This is a genomic window from Streptomyces sp. BBFR2 (assembly GCF_044497305.1).
Classification (GTDB): Bacteria; Actinomycetota; Actinomycetes; order Streptomycetales; family Streptomycetaceae; genus Streptomyces.
Genome location: NZ_CP172415.1, coordinates 4681528 through 4700610 on the forward strand (window position 1 = coordinate 4681528; position 19083 = coordinate 4700610).

General features: G+C 78.1%; 13 protein-coding genes. 3 read left to right on the forward strand and 10 right to left on the reverse strand.

Going from position 1 to position 19083, the window contains the following annotated elements:
* Positions 1-3 precede the first annotated feature (3 nt).
* Positions 4-438, forward strand: coding sequence for an acyl-CoA thioesterase (locus ACGH2B_RS19005; protein WP_399090891.1), 435 nt, complete (start codon positions 4-6; stop codon positions 436-438).
* Positions 435-1172 carry a hypothetical protein gene (locus ACGH2B_RS19010; protein WP_399090894.1) on the forward strand — a complete coding sequence of 246 codons (738 nt, stop codon included), beginning with the start codon at positions 435-437 and terminating at the stop codon, positions 1170-1172. Before ACGH2B_RS19005 ends, ACGH2B_RS19010 begins: the two co-directional genes overlap by 4 nt.
* Positions 1173-1388: 216 nt before the next feature.
* Here ACGH2B_RS19010 and ACGH2B_RS19015 read toward each other — a convergent pair whose 3' ends face one another.
* From ACGH2B_RS19015 to ACGH2B_RS19030, 4 genes are all read right to left on the reverse strand, one after another.
* Complete coding sequence (locus tag ACGH2B_RS19015) at positions 1389-2402, reverse strand: ABC transporter ATP-binding protein (RefSeq protein WP_399097119.1); 1014 nt, start codon at positions 2400-2402, stop codon at positions 1389-1391.
* Between the two features lie 140 nt (positions 2403-2542).
* Positions 2543-5218, reverse strand: a complete 2676-nt coding sequence (locus ACGH2B_RS19020) for an FtsX-like permease family protein (protein WP_399090897.1) — start codon at positions 5216-5218, stop codon at positions 2543-2545.
* A 419-nt stretch (positions 5219-5637) separates the two neighbouring features.
* Positions 5638-8955, reverse strand: a complete 3318-nt coding sequence (locus ACGH2B_RS19025; RefSeq protein ID WP_399090900.1) for an FtsX-like permease family protein — start codon at positions 8953-8955, stop codon at positions 5638-5640.
* Positions 8956-9074: 119 nt separating this feature from the next.
* Positions 9075-9479 (reverse strand): globin, encoded by a 405-nt coding sequence (locus tag ACGH2B_RS19030; protein ID WP_399090903.1) that lies wholly within the window; start codon positions 9477-9479, stop codon positions 9075-9077.
* A 61-nt stretch (positions 9480-9540) separates the two neighbouring features.
* Between ACGH2B_RS19030 and ACGH2B_RS19035 the strand changes: the two genes are divergently transcribed.
* The gene (locus tag ACGH2B_RS19035; protein ID WP_399090906.1) at positions 9541-10560 is read left to right on the forward strand and encodes a methyltransferase domain-containing protein; all 1020 of its coding nucleotides are present in this window, start codon (positions 9541-9543) and stop codon (positions 10558-10560) included.
* A 64-nt stretch (positions 10561-10624) separates the two neighbouring features.
* Here ACGH2B_RS19035 and ACGH2B_RS19040 read toward each other — a convergent pair whose 3' ends face one another.
* The 6 genes from ACGH2B_RS19040 to ACGH2B_RS19065 all read right to left on the reverse strand — a co-directional run bounded on the left by ACGH2B_RS19040 (position 10625) and on the right by ACGH2B_RS19065 (position 19082).
* Positions 10625-12484 (reverse strand): FHA domain-containing protein, encoded by a 1860-nt coding sequence (locus ACGH2B_RS19040; RefSeq protein WP_399090909.1) that lies wholly within the window; start codon positions 12482-12484, stop codon positions 10625-10627.
* Positions 12485-12839: 355 nt separating this feature from the next.
* On the reverse strand, positions 12840-13979 hold the full coding sequence (locus tag ACGH2B_RS19045; RefSeq protein ID WP_399090912.1) for a PP2C family protein-serine/threonine phosphatase: 1140 nt from the start codon (positions 13977-13979) through the stop codon (positions 12840-12842).
* A 433-nt stretch (positions 13980-14412) separates the two neighbouring features.
* On the reverse strand, positions 14413-15696 hold the full coding sequence (locus tag ACGH2B_RS19050) for a hypothetical protein (protein ID WP_399090915.1): 1284 nt from the start codon (positions 15694-15696) through the stop codon (positions 14413-14415).
* Between the two features lie 239 nt (positions 15697-15935).
* Positions 15936-16916 (reverse strand): N-acetylglucosamine kinase, encoded by a 981-nt coding sequence (locus tag ACGH2B_RS19055; RefSeq protein ID WP_399090918.1) that lies wholly within the window; start codon positions 16914-16916, stop codon positions 15936-15938.
* On the reverse strand, positions 16907-18160 hold the full coding sequence (locus ACGH2B_RS19060) for a 6-phospho-beta-glucosidase (protein WP_399090921.1): 1254 nt from the start codon (positions 18158-18160) through the stop codon (positions 16907-16909). The genes ACGH2B_RS19055 and ACGH2B_RS19060 overlap by 10 nt, the downstream gene beginning before the upstream one ends.
* A 16-nt stretch (positions 18161-18176) precedes the next feature.
* Positions 18177-19082: a carbohydrate ABC transporter permease gene (locus tag ACGH2B_RS19065; protein ID WP_399090924.1), complete on the reverse strand. Its 906-nt coding sequence runs from the start codon at positions 19080-19082 to the stop codon at positions 18177-18179.
* Position 19083: the final 1 nt, after the last annotated feature.

Consider the following 19083-nt stretch of genomic DNA (forward strand, 5'->3'; position numbering starts at 1 on the left):
ATCGTGCGTCACACCTACGCCTGCCCGCTGCGCTGGTCGGACATGGACGCGTTCGGCCATGTCAACAACGCGGTCTTCGTGCGCTATCTGGAAGAGGCGCGGATCGACTTCATGGACCGGCTGGCGCCGGGGAACGGCAGTGTGTCGTTCACCGGTGGCTCGGTCGTCGCGCGGCACGAGATCGACTACGTCCGCCCGCTGGTGCACCGGCACGCGCCGGTCACCATCGAGCTGTGGGTCACCCGGATCAGTGCCGCGTCGATGACGGTCGCCTACGAGGTCAAGGACGAGGGGACGCTGTATCTCCGTGCCTCGACCGTCGTGGTGCCGTACGACTTCGCGGCCGAGCGGCCCCGTCGGCTGACCGCGGAGGAGAAGGCGTATCTGAAGGAGTACCTCGACGACGCCGCGCAGGCGAAGGGGGCAGTCGCCGGATGACGGTGCTGCGCCTGGCCGATGCCGGGGAGGCGGCGGATCTCGTCGCCTTCCTGGCCCGGCTGCTGCATTACGACAAGGCCGCCGCGGTGCGGTTGCAGGGCGGCGGCGGGGCGCTGGCCGTCTTCGGGCGGCCGCCGTCCTTCGAGGTCCTGGCGATCCGCACGGCGCGGCTGGCCGATCCGCGGGGTCCCGGCGGCCCCGACGGGATGCGGCTGGACACCACCGTGTCCGCCGGTGACCTGCTGGAGGCGATCGCTCCGGAGGGTGCCGGGGAGGCCGTGGTGACGGTGCCCGCGGCGGTCACCGGGCCGCCGTGGGCCGGGGTGCTGCCGCCGCGCGGTGGCTGGCGCCGGGTGCCGGGGCTGCCCGGTCCGGAGGCGCTGGGCCGGGCGGTCGCCGCGGCGGTCGCGGAGTTCCGGGCCCGGGACGAGGCGCTCGCCCCGCAGGAGCGGACGCGGGCGGCGCGGGACGCGATCGGCCGGGAGATCTGGTCGCGGACGCTCGGCGACACCCGGTTGCCGCTGCGCGCCGTGCACGCCGCGCGGTCCCTGGGCTTCCTGCGGCCCGCGCAGGTCGCGTCGGCGCCCGGTGGTGCCACGCTCACCGAGCCGGTCCCGCGGCCGCCCGCGCTGCTCGCCGCCGCCGGCTGGCTGCGGCTGTCCACCGCCTACGGGTCGGTGGCGGTACGGGTGACGGGGCCGGGGCTGTCGGGGCTGACGGTCACGCCGAGCTGAGCCGGCGGCCGGGCCGGCGGTCGTGGCGAGTCGAGTGGGGCCGGGCCTGTGGTGGCCCGGCCCGTTCTGTTTCTCCTTCTCTCTTTCTCTCTTTCTCCTCGGTGGGGCGGGGCCCGGTGCGGGCCCGGGTTTCGGCGGCTCCGGGCGGCGCGCCGGTGAGCCCCGGCGGGTGGGGCGTCCGGCGCGGTCCGGTCCGGGTGCGCGGCCGACGACGGCTCACGCCTCCGGCGCGTCCCGGCTTCCGTCCCTGCCCCTGGCGCCCCCGTCTCCGTCCTCCGCCGTTCCGTCCGTACGGTTGCGGGCCGCGCCGTCCGCGGTGTGGTCGGGCCAGACGCCGATGTGGTCGCTCTCCAGTTCCAGCAGGACGCGGTGGGCCATGCCCAGGGTCGTCAGGTGGTCGGCGGGCAGTTGCAGGCGTCCGGCGCGGTCGAGCATGGCGTACTCGCGGGAGACCAGGGATTCGGCGCCGGTCGTGGCGTCGCGTTCGGTGCGGCGCAGGACCTCGGACGAGGTGCGGCCGTCGCGGATGGCGACGGTGCGGCGGACCTCGTCGGCGACGGCCCGGTCGTGGGTGACGATGACGACGGTGGTGCCCAGCTCCGCGTTGGCGGTGCGGAACGCGGCGAAGACCTGCTCGGCGGTGGCGGAGTCCAGTTCGCCGGTCGGTTCGTCGGCGAGCAGCACCTTCGGGGTGCCCGCGAGGGCGACGGCGATGGCGGCGCGCTGCTGCTCGCCGCCGGACATCTCGTGCGGGCGGCGGTCGCGGCAGTGGCCGAGCTCCAGCATCGTCAGCAGGTCCTCGGCGGCGCGGACGCGTGCCGCGCGGCGCCGCCCGCCCGCCAGCCGCATCGGCAGGGCCACGTTCTGCACCGCGGTGAGGTACGGCAGGAGGTTGCGGGCGGTCTGCTGCCAGACGAAGCCGACGGTGTCGCGGCGGTGGGCGAGGCGGTCGCGGGCGCCCATCGTCAGCAGGTCGTGGCCGGCGACGCGGGCGGCGCCGGCGGTGGGGACGTCCAGTCCGGCGAGGATGTTCATCAGCGTCGATTTGCCGCTGCCGGACGCGCCGACCAGGGCCATCAACTCGCCCTCGGCGACCAGCAGATCGAGGCCCTGGAGGGCTTGGACCTCCACACCGTCGGTGGCGAAGACCCGGACCAGCCGGTCACAGACGATCAGCGCGTCGTGCCCGTAGGCGGGCCGGTCACCACGGGCGGCGGCGCGGCGTTCCAGGTCGGCGAGGGTGGCGGGGGCGGCGGGTGCGGCGGGGGCGGCGGAGGCCGGGGTGCGGCCGTCCGGTACGCCGCCGTCCGTCACGGCGCCGGGCGCGCGGCCCTGCGCCGTATCGCCGTCAGGGGACGCGGGTCGTTCCGTCACAGGTCACCAGCTCTCCGGTCGGGGGGTTGCCGTCGGCCGTACGGTGCGGCGTGGGCGAGGGCGGCGGCGAGGCTGAGGAGGAGGACGCCCGCCGAGGGCAGCAGCAGGGTGGCGGGGCCGGTCCGCAGGGGGACGGTGCCGGGGGTGCCGCCGGGCAGGGCGAGCGGGGTGAGGTCGGTCGCCGGGCCCAGCAGCCACAGGGTGACGGCGGCGGTCGCCGCGCCGCCCGCCGCGGCGAGCAGTGCCGGGGGCAGCGCCTCCAGGAGCAGCAGCCACCGGGCCTGCCGCCGGGGCATGCCCAGGGCCCGCAACCGGCCGAGCAGCGGGGCGCGTCCGGGCGCCGCGCGCAGCCCGTCGAGGAGCAGCGCCAGCAGCGCGTACCCGGCGCCGGCGGCGGTCGCCGCGCCGTACAGCCGCTGGGCGCCCTGCTGGAGCGGCGCGTCGGCGAGGCGGGCACGGACCTCGTCGCGCACCACGGTCACCGGGTGGGCGCCGGGCGGGGTGTGGGCGCGGACGGTGGCGCGGAGGGCCGCGGGGTCGGGGGAGGCGCCGGAGAGCAGCAGGGCGGTGGGGCGGGTGTCGGCGTCCGGGTGGAGGCGGTGCACGGCGGCGGCGCTGACGACGAGGAAGGAGCCGCCGGGCAGGGCCGGGGTGTCGGCGCGGACCGCGGCGGGCCGTACGACGACCGCCCCGGCCTCGGGCTGGAGCGGCATCGGGTCGTGGCCGAAGCGGCGCGGTACGTCGGGGGAGACGAGGGCGGGCAGCGGGGCGTCGCCGCCCGGGTCGGCGAGGGCGCGGGCGGGGAACGCGCCGAGGCCGGTGGCGCGGGACAGCCGGGCGTAGGCAGCGGGGTCGGCGGTGATGAGGGTCAGCGGCGGGCCGTTGTCCGGCGCGGGCTGTATCTCGGCGTGTACGGGGACGGCGTCGGTGACGCCGGGCAGCCGTGTCAGCGCGGTGCGCAGGGCCGGTGACAGCGGCCGGTCGGCGGTGATGCGGGCCTCGGCGCCGACGGTGGCCAGCGCGGCGGCGTCCCGTCCGTGGCCGATGCCTTCCAGGACTGCGCCGCCGAAGGAAGCGCAGGTCAGCGCGGTCAGCAGGGCGAGCAGCGGCAGTCCGGCGGCGGTGCGGGCACGGCCGGCGCGGGCCAGTGCCAGGAAGCCGGTGAGGCCGCGGCCGCGGGCGGCGGGCCGGGCCAGGGCGCGCAGCGGCAGCGGGTGGAGGCGGAGCAGCAGCAGGGTGGCGATCACCGCGATGAGGACGGGGACGGCGCTGGCCAGGAGGTCCGGGCCGGTCGCCGGTCCGTGCCGCCGCAGTGCCACGACGGCCGCGGCGGCGAGGGCGGCGGTGGTGAGTTCGGCGACGGCGCGGCGGCGGGAGGGCCGGGCGGTGGCGGTGTCGCGGCGGGTGGCGGGGCGCGGGCGCCGGTGGGCGTGGGCGGCGCGCAGCGGCAGGACGGCCGCGCCCGTCACGGCGGCGGCACCCGCGGCGAGCAGCGGCCCGGTGGCCGGGGTGCCGGGTACGCCGGGGACGAGGAGGGCGGCGGCGGCCCAGCCGGCCGCGGCGGCGGGCAGCGCCACCGCGCAGGTGCCCGCGGCGAGCCGTCCGGCCAGGCCGGGCAGACCGGCGCCGCGGGCCCGCAGCAGGGCGAGTTCGTCGTGGCGGCGGGCGGCGGCGAGGGAGCCGGCCATGACGAGGACCACGGCGGCGGCGGTGGCGACGGTGCAGGCGGCGACGGCGATGACCGGGGTGAGGGCGGCGCGGGAGCGTTCGTGGTCGGCGAGGAGGGTGTCGGCGGCGGTGTCGACGACGGTGCCCGGGCCGCTCGCGGCGCGGACGGCGGCGAGGCCCGCACCGTGTTCGAGGGAGGCCAGCCGGGCGCGGAGCGCCGGTACCTGACGTGCGGTCAGCGTGCGGGCGTCGAGCCCGTACCACCAGAACGTCTCCGGGGCGCCGCGCTCGTCGGCGGCGAGCGCGGCGCCGTCGCCGGGCGCCAGCAGCAGCGCCCCGCGCCAGGCGAGCTGCGGGGGGACGCCGCCGGCGGGGCCCAGGCGCGGGGCGGTCAGCAGGTCGTCGACGGACCAGTACGTGCCGGTGGCGGCGCGGGGCGTGAGCAGACCGGTGATCCGGACGGTCAGCGAACCGGGGTGCAGGGTGGCGCCGGGCCGCAGCCGCAGGGTGCGGGCGGTGGCGCCGGTGACGGCGGCCTCCAGCACCCGGGCTCCGGGCGCGGCGGCGCGCGGCAGGCGCCCCGCGGTGAGCGTGGCGTGCCCGCCGAGGTCCGACGGCGCGTACAGGGCGAACGCGGCGGGCGCGCCGTCCGGCCGGGGCAGTGCCGGGTCCGGGGTGGTCAGCGGAACGGTGGTGCGGACGCCGTGCATCGCTTCCCCGGGCGCGACGGGCACGCCCAGGACGCGGCGCAGCGCCCGGTCGGTGCGGTCCGGGTCGGGGGCCGCGCCCGGCCCGGCGTCGCCCCGGGACAGCGAGAGCTGCAGGGCGCGCTGCTCGGCGGGGGCGGTGGCGAGGGCCGCGCGGGCTCCCCGGGTCTCGTACGCGTCGGTACCCCGGACGAACGCCGCGGCGAGGAACGCGGTGACCAGCACGAGCACACCGAGCGCCGCGGCGGGCCCGTACGCCGGGTGCCGGGCGGTGCGCGGGCGGCGGGTGGGGGTCATGTCAGGCGGCCCTCCGGGCGTGCGGGCGCGGGGTGGTGGCGCTGGGCGCGGTGGACGGCACGGGCGCGGCGGTCGAGCGTGACGAGCGCGCCCGGGGCGGCGCGGGGCGGTGGGGGTACCGGGACCGACGAAGCGGGGCGGAACGTGGGAGCGGCGCGCCGGAGGGCGGGCACGGGCGGTGGACGGGGCCCATGCCAGGCGGTTCCCCGGGGGCGTGGGGCCTGGGCGAGGTGGGTGCGGTGGGCGGCCGGGACGAGCGCGGTGGGTGAGAGCGGTACGAGCGCGTGGCGGGCTGCGGTGACGGGTGGGGGCGGTGGGCGTGGTCCATGCCGGGCGGCTCCCCGGATGCGTCGGTCCTGAGCGGCGGCGCCGTGGCGGGGCGCGGCGGGGCGGTGCGCGGGTGTCGGGTGCCGGTCATGTCACGCGGCCCCCCGGCCCCGCGGCTCACCGGCGCTGTCGCCGTGCCGGGTGGCGACGGCGGCGGTGGCCAGCAGGGGGAGCGCGACGACCGCGGCGATCAGCGCTGCCACCTGCCCGGCGGGCAGCTCCACCAGGACCGGGGGCACGGGCCGGTCGGCGTGCTCGGTCAGGACGATCAGCGGGACGACGGTATGGGTCAGCAGGGTGCCCAGGGCCGCGCCGACGGCGGTGGCCGCCGCGATCAGCAGGCCCTGTTCGGCCAGGACCGCGCGGGCCCGGCGGCGCCGGGACGCGCCCAGCGCCCGCAGGACGGCGGATTCCGCGGCGTGGGCGCGGAGCGCGGCGGCGCAGCCGACCGCGAAGCCCGCGGCGGCCAGGGCGACGGCGACCACCGTGGCCGCGGCGAGCGCCGCCCGCGGGCCGCGGCCCAGCGGGTCGCCGTGGAGGGCGGCGGCCCTCTCGTCGCGGACCAGGACCTGTCCCGGCTCGGTGTCGGCGCGGGTGCGCAGGGCGGCCGCGGCCCGCGCCGCGTCGCCGTCCGCGGGCTCGATCCACCACTCGGTGGCGGGCAGCGGCGCGGCGTCGAGGTCGGTCAGCGCCTCGTCGAGGGCGCCGAGGTCGACGAGGAGGCCCGCGCCGTCGGCGGGCCGGTCGGCGGGGCCGGGCAGCGCCCGCACGGCGCGCACGATGCGGGCCCGTACCGGCTGCCCGCTCACCGTGAGGTCCACCGTGGCGCCCGCCTTCGAACCGCCGGCCCGCAGATACGCGTCGGTGGCGACGGCGGGCAGCGGGCCGCGCGGCGGGTGGGCGGCGAGGGTGCGGACGGTGGTGACGGCGGCGCCGTAGCCGTCGGGGGGCCGGGCGCCGGTGTCGTAGGTCTGGGCGGCGAGGGCGCCGGGCGGGACGGTGGCGGCGCGTACGCGGGGGCCGAAGTCCTCGTCGGCGTAGGTGCTCTTGGTGCCGAGGCGGCCGGTCCAGGCCGGTCCGCGGGGCGGGCGCAGGGCGCGGCCGGTGCCGTCGGGGAGGTCGGCGCGGGCGGCGGTGAGGGTCAGCCGCTGGCGGTGGGCGACCGGTGGCTGGGACATGGTGGCGGTGAGCGCGGTCAGCCGCAGCGGTCCTACGGGCGTGCCGCCGGGCCCGGCGGCGGTGAGGTCGGCGGTGCGGGTGTGCGGCCGCCCGTCGGCGGGGACGCGGCCCAGGGCCAGCGGGTACGGCGCGCCGTGGCCGTCGGTGAGCTGGACGGTGACGTCGGCGGGGACCGGTCCGGTGTCGCGGGCCGGGGCGCCGTGGGCGGTGCCCAGGGTGCGCAGCGAGCGGAGGGCGAAGGTCAGCCGCAGCCGGGTGGTGCGGTCGGGCACGGCCACGCCGGGCGGGGTGCCGGTGGGGGCGAGGGCGCGCAGGACGGGGTCGGCGGCGCGGCCCGGTGGCGCGTCGGCCGGGCCGCCGACGAGGTCGCCGCGGAGCAGCAGGGCGCCGGTGGCGGCCCGGGTGTCGAGGGCGAGGAGGGTGGCGGAGCGGCCGTCGGAGAGGGTGAGCGGTGCCTGTCCGGCGGGCAGCGCCGCCGCGACGCCGGGGGTGGCGGCGAGGGCGCCGCCGGTGCCGAACTGCGGGGCGCGGCCCGCCAGGACGCGGACGGCCGTGCCCGCCAGGAAGTCGGCCCGGTCGTCCTGGGAGCGGTCCCAGGAGGCGCGTTGGCCCAGGGCGAGCATGCCCAGGGCGGTGGCGAGGACGAGCAGCAGCACGGGGCCGGCCGCGCCGGTGGTGCGGCGGCCGATCCGCCAGGCGGCGAGCGCGGCGGTCAGGCCCCGTCCGGCGGCCGCGGCGCGTTCGGCGAGGCGGGCGGCGAGCGGCAGCAGCCGCAGCGTCACCACGGCGCCCGCGAGCAGCGCCAGGGCGGGCGCCGCCACCGCCACCGGGTCGATCACCGGCCGCCCGGCGGCGTCCTCGGTCAGCACCCCGCCGCCGTCCGCGGAGTGCCGCCGCAGTTGGACGAGGGCGACGGCGGCGAGGACGACGAGCCCCAGGTCGGCCCCGGCGCGCAGCATGGCGGGCGGTGCGGCCCGGCGGCCGGGCCGGGCCACGCCGGTGCGCAGCGCGGGCGCCGCGAGGATCAGGGCGCAGCCCGCCGCGACGGCCGCGGCGGTGGCCCAGGTGGCGGCGGTCGGCGCGGTGTCGAGGGGCGGGCCGCCGCGCGCGAGCAGGCGCAGCGGCGGGACGGTCAGCGGCGGCGCGGCGAGCGCGGCGGGCAGCGCGAGCAGCGCCGCCTCGGCCAGCGCGGCGGCGGCCAGGGTGCGGCGGGCGGCGCCGCGGGCCCGCAACAGGGCGCTCTCCGCGGCGCGTTCCCCGGCCAGCGCCCCGGCGACCAGCAGCAGCACGGCCCCGGCGAGCAGGATGAGCTGGAGCGCGACGATCAGTACGCCGGAGCGGTTGACGAGCAGGGCGCGCCGCAGGCCGTCGAGGGTGGCGGGGAGTTCGGTGGCGGCGGTGGCGCGCCCCGCGAACGCCGGATCGGCCATCAGCTTCCCGGCGGCCGGGCGGGCGGCGGCGGTCAGCGCGTCCAGCCGCCCGGCGGTCAGGGTGCGGAAGTCGCCGGTGACCAGCCAGCCGGCCGCCTCCTGGGCGACGCGCCCGCCGCGGAACGCCTCCGGGGCGGTCAGCAGCGGCCCGTAGGTGGTGAACCCGAGGGTGCGGACGCCCCGGCCGCCGAGTTCGTCGAGCCGCCAGTAGGGGTCGGTGCGGTCGGCGGGGCGCCAGACGCCGGTGACCTGGACGGTCAGGTCGGGTCCGGAGAGCCGGTCGGTGAGGGTGAGGCGGCGGCCGGGGGCGAGGCCGAGCCGGGCGGCGGCCGCCTCCGGCACCGCCACCTGGAGCGGCCCGCCGCCGGCGGGCGCGGCGGGCGCGGTGCCCGTGGTGAAGGTGAGGCGGGAGCGGTCGAGGGCGGCGAGCTGGGTGAGGTCCGGGTCCCCGCCGCGCCGGGGGCGGGCGCCGTCCGCCGCGAGGCCGCGGGGGAGCGCGTACGGGCCGGAGCGGAGCAGGGTGCGGACGGTGCGGGGCAGACCGTCGAAGGCGCGGGCGGCGGCGCGGCGCACCGCGCGGTCGGCCGCCGGAGTGGCGCCCGCGGGCAGTTGCGCGGTGACGCGGAGGGCGGCCGCGGACGCGGCGCGGGTGGTGAGCGCCCGGCGGAGTCCGGCGTCGCCGACGGCGTCCGCGTAGCCGGCGAGGGTGGTCAGGACCGTGGTGGTCAGCAGCACCGCGAGGAGCGCGGCGCCCGGCAGCAGCCGGTGCGCGCGCAGCCGCGGAAGGACGAAGCCGGACACGGATCCCCCTGCACCGGTCAGCAACCGAACACTGTTCGGATGCTGTCAGAGCGGGGGCGCCGCCGTCAGCGGTCCGTCCGGACGTGTCCGGATCGTGACGCGGTGCGCCATCGGGCCGCTCAGCCCGGCGAGTTGATCATCGTGGCGGCGGCGTACGTGAGGTAGTTCCACAGTTGCGCGGCGTGCTCCTCGGACAGGTCGAGGGAGTCCACCGCGTCGCGCATGTGGCGCAGCCAGGCGTCGTGGGCGGCGCGGTCCACGGTGAACGGCGCGTGCCGCATCCGCAGCCGCGGGTGGCCGCGGCCCTCGCTGTAGGTGCGCGGCCCGCCCCAGTACTGCATCAGGAACAGCGCCAGCCGCTCCTCGGCCGGACCGAGGTCCTCCTCCGGGTACATCGGCCGCAGCAGCGGGTCGCCGGCCACGCCTTCGTAGAAGCGGCGCACCAGACGGCGGAAGGTCTCCTCGCCGCCGACCTGGTCGTAGAAGGTCTGCTCCGGATCGGTGGTGCGCGGGTCGTGTGTCACCCGTCCATGGTGTCAGACACGCCGGGCGGCGCGGGCCGGGCCGCCGGTGGACAGTGGAGACATGGACGCGGAACGCGACGGCGACCCGGCCGGTCCCGAGGCGGCGGCCGCGGCGCGCGAACGGCTGGTGCGCGGCATCGAACGCGGCGGCGGACTGCGCGATCCGCGCTGGCGGGCGGCGTTCGCCGAGGTGCCGCGCGAGGCGTTCGTCCCGTCCTTCCACGAGAGTGTGCTCGGCGGCTACGAGCGGCTGGCGGGCGACGACGCCGATCCGCTGCGCCGGGCCGCCTGGCTGCGCGGCGTCTACCGGGACGCGCCGCTGGCGCTCCGCGTCGACGCGGCGGGGCGGCTGGTGTCGTCCAGCAGCCAGCCGTCGCTGATGGCGCTGATGCTCCAGGCGCTGGACGTCACCGACGGCTGCCGGGTCCTGGAGGTCGGCACCGGCAGCGGCTACAACGCGGCCCTCCTCGCCCACCGGCTGGGCTCCGCGCGGGTGACCACCGTCGACCTGGAGGAGGAGATCACCACGGCGGCCCGGGAACGCCTGGCGGCCGCCGGCTACCGGCCGTACGTGGTGACCGGCGACGGGGCGCTCGGCTGCCCGTCACGCGCCCCCTTCGACCGGATCCTCGCGACCTGCTCCCTGGGCGCGGTACCGGTGGCCTGGCCCCGGCAGTGCACGCCGGGCGCGGTGATCCTCGCGCCGCTCGGCACCGGTCTGCTGAAGCTGGCGGTGACGCCGGAAGGCCGCGCCGAGGGCCGCTTCCTGGCCACCCCGGCGTACTTCGTCCCGCTGCGCACCTCCGGCCCGGCGGCCGGCACCGACGGCGCGTTGGAGGCGGACGCGGTGGGGCTGGGACTGCCGCGCCAGGCGCTGGGCGACGACCGGTTCCGGTTCCTGCTGGGCATCGGGGCGGCCGGGCTGCTGCCCCAGGAGGCGTACGCGCTGTGGCGCCGTGAGCGGCGCCCGAGCCGGGAGCGGTACGGCGTGACGGTGGAGGGCGAGCGCCAGTGGTTCTGGCTCGACGACCCCGCCGGCCCCTACGTGTGGGAGCTGGGCGGGTACCCGAACGGGGCGTGACCTGTGCTGGTCACGCCCCGTTCGGCGGGCCCGGCCGTGGCCGGACCCGTACCTGTCCGGCGGGTCAGCCGCGGCGGACGGTGAGCGTCGTCCACGCGCCGACGTGCACCCGGTCGCCTTCGTGCAGGGCGACGGGGACGTACGGCTGGATCGGCTCCTCGGCGAGGTTGAGCGTGGTGCCGTTGGTGGACTCCTGGTCCACCACGGCCCAGCTCCCGTCCGGCTGCTGCACCAGCAGCGCGTGCTGGTGCGAGACGCCCGGGTCCTCCGGCGCGCGGCCCAGGTCGACGTCGGGCGACTCACCGGTGCTGTTGCGCCGCCGCCCGATCGCGATCTGCCCGCCGGCCAGCGGCAACTGCTGCTCGGGACCGTAGGCGGGGAGGTTGAGCCCCGCCGCCTCCGGGCCGCTGCGCCGCATCATCGCGGCGAAGTACTCACGGTCCGGCGCGATGGCGACGACCCAGCCGTCCCCGACGACCGGCACCGGCCCCTGCGGCGTCTCCGGAGCCTGCCCCGGACCGCCGCCCCACTGCTGCTCGCCCGGCGGGGGCGGCTGCTGCGGGTCGTACGGACCGGACTGCTGCGGCGGCACCTGCCCCTGCGGCGGGCCGGGCTGCTGCTGCTCGAACGGCGCCGGCGGCGCGACCGGCCCGCCCTGTGCCTCCGGCGGGCTCAGCGGCCAGTCGTCCCCGGGCTGCTGCGGCGGTACGGGCTGACCGGGCGCCCCCGGGCCACCGGGACCGGGCACGCCGGGCGGCGGGCCCTGCTGCGGCGGCGGGAAGCCGTACCCGTCCTGCGGCTGACCGCCCTGCGGGCCGGGGCCCGGCGCGGGCGGGAAGCCGTAGCCGCCCTGGGGACCGCCGGGCGGCGGGCCCTGCTGTCCGGCACCGACGGGCGGCGCGAACGACGCGGGCGCCTGCCCGGCGAACGCGAAGTGGCACTCCGCACAGGACGGCGCACCCGCGGCCCGCGGCGTACCGCACTGCGGGCACGCCTCCGGCGCCCCCTGCGGCCCGGGTCCGGGCGGCGGCGGGAAACCGGGCGCGCCCTGCGCGCCACCGGGCGGCGGGGGGAAGCCCTGGCCGTCCTGCGGCGGGGCGAAGTTCTGGCCGTCCTGCGGCGGCGGACCGCCCTGGGGACCGCCGGGCGGCGGGAAACCGGGCGCGCCCTGCGGCGCACCCGGAGGCGGGAAGCCGTAACCGCCCTGCGGCGGACCGTCCTGGGGCGCGGGCGGCGGGAAGCCGTAACCGCCCTGCGGCGCACCCGGAGGCGGCGGCATCTGACCGGGCGGCGGACCGGCGGGCGCGCCCGGAGGCGGACCGGCCTGCCCCGGCGGCGGGAAGCTGGGACCGTCCTGCGGCGTACCCGGCGGCGGGAAGCCGTAACCGCCCTGCGGCGGACCGTCCTGGGGCGCGGGCGGCGGGAAGCCGTATCCGTCCTGCGGCGCACCCGGAGGCGGCGGCGTCTGGCCCTGCGGCGCACCGGCGGGGGCACCCTGGGGCCCGCCCTGCGTACCACCGGGCGGCGGGAAGCCGGGCCCGCCCTGCGCGCCACCGGGCGGCGGCGGGAAACCGGGACCGCCCTGGGGGCCACCGGGCGGCGGGAAGCCCGGGCCGCCCTGTGTGCCACCGGGGGGCGGCGGGAAACCGGGCCCGTCCTGCGGAGCACCGGGCGGCGGGGGGAAGCCCTGGCCGTCCTGGGGCGGGGCGAAGTTCTGGCCGTCCTGGGGCGGGGGGCCGCCCTGGGGGCCGCCGGGCGGCGGGGTCTGGCCCGGGGGCGGCGGGCCGGGGGTCCCGGCGGGCGGGGTGTTCAGGAAGCCGGCGGGCAGGGAGGGCGGCGGGGGGACGGCGCCCGCCATCGGCCGGCCGCACACCTCGCACCAGTCCTCGGCCACCGACTGGTGTCCGTTCGGGCAGGTAGGCATGTCGGTTCTTCCCCCTCCGTACCGTGTCTCCGGCGCTCGCGGCCGGTGTTCTGGCTGGTCTGTCCTGGCGTGGGGCGGACCGTCTCACCGGCCACCGCGGGCGCGCCCCGTCCGTGCCGGAGCCGCCGCCCCGTCGCACAGTACCGTTCGCCGCCCCGCGACCGCCGCCCGCCCGGAAGACCCCGGCCCGCTCCCGCCGGGGCGCCACCGGGCGTCGCGCCACCCGCCCGCCCCGGGGTGTGGAGTGCGTCACCCGCCCTTACGAAACGGTGCCGATCCGGCGAAATCACCCGGACCGCCAGGAGCCGCCCCGGGGCGCGCGCAACGTTTCGCCGCGCCCCGGGGCCGACCGGGCTCAGGCCGTCGCGCCGTGCCCCGCCGGTGCCGGGAACGGCACCACCGCGACCGTGATGTTGTCGTGGCCGCCGCCGTCGAGGGCGTACGTCACGAGCGTCCGGGCGCTCTCCAGCGGGCGGGCGTGCGCGTCGGCGGGGAGCGCCGCGGCCATCTGCCCGGCGGACTCCGCGTAGTTCCACAGACCGTCCGTGCAGACCACGACGACGCCGGGCCCGTCCGGCTGGAAGTGCCGGGTGTGCGGCTCGACCTCGTACGCGTCCGCGCCCAGCCAGCCGGTGATGGCGTGCGCCCGCTCGTCGGCCATCGCCTCCGCCTCGGACATCAGATTGCCCGCGATCATCTGCGCGGCCCACGAGTCGTCCTCGGTCAGCCGGGTCGGCGGGACGCTGCGGTCGTCGGGCACCCAGTAGGCGCGGCTGTCGCCGACCCAGCCGACGGTCAGCAGCCCCCCGCCGACCACCGCGCCGACGAAGGTGCAGGCCGGGGCGTTCTCCCGGCGCGGCTCCTGCGGGTCGTCCGGCCCGGCCAGCGCGTTCACCGCCGCCGCCGCCGTCACCACCGCGTCGTGCATCGCCCGCTGCGCGTGGACGCCGCGCGGCAGCGACTGAAGCAGCGACTCGCACGCCGCCTCGCACGCCGCGGCGGACGCCTCGTCGGGACGGGTCGCGGACGACACCCCGTCGCAGACGATGGCGACGACGGCGGGCGAACCGTCCTGGAGGGCGGTCGCCGACACCGCGAAGAAGTCCTCGTTGCGGTGGTGGCGGCGGCCGAGGTCGCTGACCGCGCCGACACCCTCCAACTCCCGCTCCATGTGGTCGCGTTCGCGCGGCTGGGCCTGCCCGCAGCGGGGGCAGTATCCGGCCGCGTCCACCCCGCCCGCCCCGCACAGCACACACCGGCGGGTGCCGCGCACCGGCGTCTGCTCGGCGGCGTCGGCGACCGCCTCGTACCCGGCGACCCGCGGATCGGCGGCCGGTTGCCGCCCGCCCCCCTCGTCGCCCAGTGCCGCGTCGGGGATCCGGGTCTGCGGGTCGGGCGGCGCCGGGGCCGTGGCGCCGCAGCGTCCGCAGCCCGCGCCCTCCTCCTCCGGCGGCTCGCCGCAGCTCGGACACCTGGACGGCCCAGTCACACCCATGTCACACCCACGTCCCGGGGCGGAAACGGTCGGCCCGCTCCACCAGCTCGATCCTTGTCTCGCCACGCCGCGCCCTGCCGCGCGGTCGGCGCCGCCCCGGCGGGGCCGTGCGCCCCGCCCCCGGCCGTACGGCGGCTCCGGCGGCGCCGCACGGCACGGTCCGTCGGCCGGACGGGCACCGTGGCCCCCGGAGAGTACCCAGTCCGCATCGCGGTGCCGTACTCCGGGACTCCCCGGCGGCCGGATCCGCCCGGTGCCGTCCGCCCCGCCCGAAGTCGGCGGACCGGCCGGTCCGTTCGGCCACGGGCCCGCCGCCGCCCCGGGGAGCCGGGCGGGCCGGGCGGGCCGGGGGACGGCTTCGGGGGCGGCGGGCCCGTGGCGCGCCGCCGTCCGCCCGGTGGGCGGCGCGGTCCGGGGAGGTCGCGGGCATGCCCTACCCCCGGGGTCCCGGCCGCTCCGCGCCGAGCGCCTCCGCCACCGCCCGCTGGTAGCGCGCCACCGCCGCCTCGGCGGCCCGCAGATCGCACGGGGCGCTCCACAGCAGGCGCCGGGCCGCGTCGTACCGCTCGGCGGCCAGTGGATCGTCCGCCAGGCCGTGCCGGGCCAGCTCCGCCCGGTACGCGTCGAGGCGGCCGCGCAGCTCGGCGCGGACCGCGAGCGGCGCGGTCACCGCGGTCAGCGACTCCCGGGCGCGCAGCAGTTCGTCCTCGGCACTGACCTCCAGCCGGTCCAGCAGCGGGGAGAGGCGGTGCCACTGGGCGCGCCGCCGGAAGTTCGCGGCGGCGGCGAGCTGTTCGTGCAGCGCCGTCGACGGGCCGCTGACCGCCGGCACCTCGCACGCCGCGATCTTCGCCAGCACCTCGCCGCGCGCCTGCCGCGCCTCGGTCAGCGTCCGCTCGGCCCGCGAGAGGACGTCCCGCAGCCGCATCAGCCGCGCCTCGGCGTCCTGCCGCACGTCGAGCACCGCCTCGATCTCCCGGCGGACGTCCTCCAGCGCGCGGGCCGCCCGGTCGTAGCGGGTGGTGTCCGGGCGTCCGCCGCCGGGCGCGGCGCTGCCGCCCGGCGGGGCCACCCAGAACGCCAGCGGGTCGCGGATCACCTCGGCGCGCAGCCGGGTCAGTTCGGCGGTGATGTCCTCCAGATCGTCACCGGAGGGGTGGGTGCCGGGGCGGACGCCCACGGAGTGCGCCAGCGAGCGGGTGCGCCGCAGCTCCTCGGCGAGCAGATCGATCCGGGCGGGCAACGTGGACCAGACCGCGTCCGCGGCGACGATGGTGTCCAGCGCGCCGGCGTAGCGGGCGGTCAGCCGCGCCACCAGCTCCCGCAGGGTGCACGGTGCGCCGCCGGATCCGTCGGTGGCCGGGATGCGGGCGTCGCGCAGCAGGCCGGTGAGTTCGGCGAGGTCGTCGGGGGAGAGCCAGCGGCGCCGCTCGCGCAGCGCGCGGACGGCGGCGAGCGCCTCGGTGTACGCGTCGAAGTCCGCCCACAGCGCGGTCAGGGAGCGTTCGGTGGCCGCCCAGCGTTCCGCGGTGACGCCGGTCAGCTCCGCGCCCTCCAGGAGTCTTCGCCCCGCGTGGTCCTGGAGCGCCTCCAGGGAGGACTCGATCGCTTCGTACTCGGCGCTCAGCCGTTCCAGCGCGCGGTCGGCCTCCTCGCGGTCCAGCGCCTGACCGGGCGGCCGCTCAGCGGATCCGGGAAAGGGCCCCAAGACCCCCATCGATCACTTCTCCAAACTGCGTACGGGGCGCGGTGGTTGGTGCGCTTCGGCCGCCTCTCGGGGGAGCTGCCGCCCCCGCTTTTCCTCCATAGTGACGCCCCGGCGCCCCGTGTGGGGGCGATCGGCGGGGGTAATTCGCCGACGGTGCTCCCGCGATGCCCGGAACGCCCGGAACGGACCGGCGCGGGCCCGGCCCCGTCCGGGCCGCACACACGACGGGGCGCGGTTCCGTTACGTGTCTACGCCCAGGTCTCCCGCAGCCGCGCGTACGCCGCCGCCGGCGCCCCGGCGTGGTCCAGGGCGGACAGCGCGGCGCCCAGCACCGGGGGAGCGGTCACCACATGCGCGACCGCCTTCGGCGCGCGCTCCGCCAGCAGCCGTACGACCCCTTCGTGCAGCAGCGGGTGACGGGCGGCCAGCACCCCGCCGCCGAGCACCACCGGGATCTCCTCGTCGAGCAGTCCGAGCCGCTCCAGCGCGACCGCGGCCAGCAGCACCACCTCCTCCGCCTGCCGCTCGACGATCGACCGGGCCACCGCGTCGCCGTCCGCCGCCACGGCGAACAGCACCGGCGTCAGCTCGTACCGTCGGTGGTCGGCCAGCCGGCGCAGGTGCAGCGCCTCGATCAGCTCGGCCATGGTGGTCAGCCCGAAGTGGGCGGGGAGGGCGCGGGCCAGCGCGCTGGGCGCGCCGCGGCCGTCCTCGGCGCGGGCCGCGAACCACAGCGCCTCGTCGGCGAGATGGCCGCCGCCGCCCCAGTCGCCGGAGATCCGGCCGACGGACGGGAAGCGCGCCGTCGCGCCGTCCCGGCCCAGGCCCACGCCGTTGATCCCGGCGCCGCACACCACGGCCACCCCGTGCGGCTCGGCGCCGTCCGGCAGTCCGGCGCGCAGCAGCGCGAAGGTGTCGTTGGCGACGGTCACCGTCGCGGCCCAGCCGCGGCCGGTGATCTCCGCCTCCAGCGCGCTCTCCTCGACCGGCAGGTCGGCGTTGGCGAGGTACGCCGAGACGTGCGCCACCGGTCCCTCGGTCCCCGCCTGCGCCAGGACCGACGCCACCAGCGGCGCCAGGACGTCCACCGCGGGGCCGACGCCGACCGCCGCCGGGCGGAAGCCGCCGCCGCGGGCCGTGCCGAGGACCCGGCCGTCGGCGCCCACCAGGGCCACGTCCGTCTTGCTGTTTCCCGCGTCGATCGCGAGTGCCGCGCCGCTCAGGCCCACGTGAGGTGCTCCCTGTTGTGTGCGAGAAGATCGTCGGTGAGCTGCTCGGCGTAGGCGATCTGGCCGATCAGCGGGTGTGCCAGCAGCGCCTGGAAGACCCGGTCCCGGCCCCCCTTGAGCGCCGCGTCCAGCGCGAGGTGTTCGTACGCGGTGACGCCCGCGACCAGCCCGGAGAACAGCGGCTCCAGGGGGCGTACGGGCAGCGGCTTCGCGCCGGTGGCGCCGACCGTCGCGGGGACCTCGATCACCGCGTCGTCCGGCAGGAACGGCAGCGTCCCGTTGTTGAGGGTGTTGACGATCTGGGTGTCGCCGGTGTCCCGCAGCAGCGACGACGTCAGCGCCACCGCCGCCTCCGAGTAGAACGCGCCGCCGCGCTGCGCCAGCAGCTCCGGCTTCTCCGTAAGGCTCTCGTCGCCGTACATCTCCAGGAGCTGCTTCTCGATCGCGGCGACCTCCGCCGCCCGCGAGGGCTTCCGCCGCAGCTCCCGCACCACCTCGTCGTGCTGGTAGTAGTAGCGCAGGTAGTACGAGGGGACGACGCCGAGCCGCTCCACCAGGGAGCGCGGCATGTGCAGGTCCTCGGCGACCGCGTCACCGTGCTCGGCCAGCAGCTTCGGCAGCACGTCCTCGCCGTCGACGCGGACGGCCCGCTCCCACGTCAGATGGTTGAGCCCGACGTGCTCCAGCTCCACCCGGTCGGGCGTGACGTCCAGCAGGCGGGCGAACTTCCGCTGGAAGCCGATGGCGACGTTGCACAGTCCGACGGCCTTGTGGCCCTCGGTGAGCAGCGCCCGGGTGACGATGCCGACCGGGTTGGTGAAGTCCACGATCCAGGCGTCCGGGTTGCGGCGCCGGACCCGCTCGGCGATGTCGAGGACCACCGGGACGGTCCGCAGCGCCTTGGCGAGCCCGCCCGCGCCGGTGGTCTCCTGGCCCACGCAGCCGCACTCCAGCGGCCAGGTCTCGTCCTGGTTGCGGGCCGCCTGCCCGCCGACGCGCAACTGGAGCAGGACCGCGTCGGCGCCGTCCACGCCCGCGTCCAGGTCGGAGGTCCAGGTGATCCTGCCCGGGTGGCCCTGCTCGGCGAAGATCCGGCGGGCCAGCCCCCCGACCAGCTCCAGCCGGTCCGCCGCCGGGTCGACGAGGACCAGCTCCGCCAGCGGCAGGGCGTCCCGCAACCGCGCGAAGCCGTCGATGAGTTCGGGGGTGTAGGTCGACCCGCCGCCGACCACTGCCAGTTTCATGGGAACAGCCACAGGTTCAGCCCTTTACTCCGGTGAGAGTGACGCCTTCGACGAAGGCTTTCTGTGCGAAAAAGAACACGAGGATGACCGGCGCCATGACCAGCAGCGTCGCCGCCATGGTGATGTTCCAGTCGACGCTGTGCGCGCTCTTGAAGGATTCCAGGCCGTAGGAGAGCGTCCAGGCTCCGGGATTCTGTGCCGCGTAGATCTGCGGGCCGAAATAATCGTTCCAGCAGTAGAAGAACTGGAACAGTGCGATGGCCGCGATTCCGGGCTTCGCCATCGGCACGACGATCTTCAGCAGCGTACGGACCTCACCGCAGCCGTCCACCTTCGCCGACTCGATGTACTCCTGCGGAATCGTCAGCAGGAACTGCCGCAGCAGAAAGATGGAGTACGCGTCGCCGAACGCCATCGGAATGATCAGCGGCCAGAGTGACCCCGACAGATGCAGTTGCTGCGCCCACACCAGATACATCGGGATGACGATGACCTGCGGCGGCAGCATCATCGTGGAAATCACCAGGATCATCGCCGTCCGGCGGCCCCGGAAACGGAATTTCGCCAGCGCGTACGCCACCGGAATCGCCGAGCAGACGGTGAACAGCGTGCCCAGCCCCGCGTACATCAGGGAATTCTTCCACCAGTCCAGGAAGCCCGGCGTGTGGAAGACGGTGGCGTAGTTCGACCAGTGCCATTCGGTGGGCCACAGTTCACCGCTCATCGCCTGGCCGTCGCTCATCACCGACGTCAGGAAGACGAAGACGAACGGCAGCACGAAGAAGAGCGCGGCGGCGATCGCCACCGTGTGCACGGCGATCCAGTGCAGCAGCCGGGTGCGGCGGGCCCGCAGCGCCGGACCGCGCGCGTCGCCGCCGGACCGCGCCGGGGCGCCGGGGCCGCTCAGGGTCGTGGTGGTCATG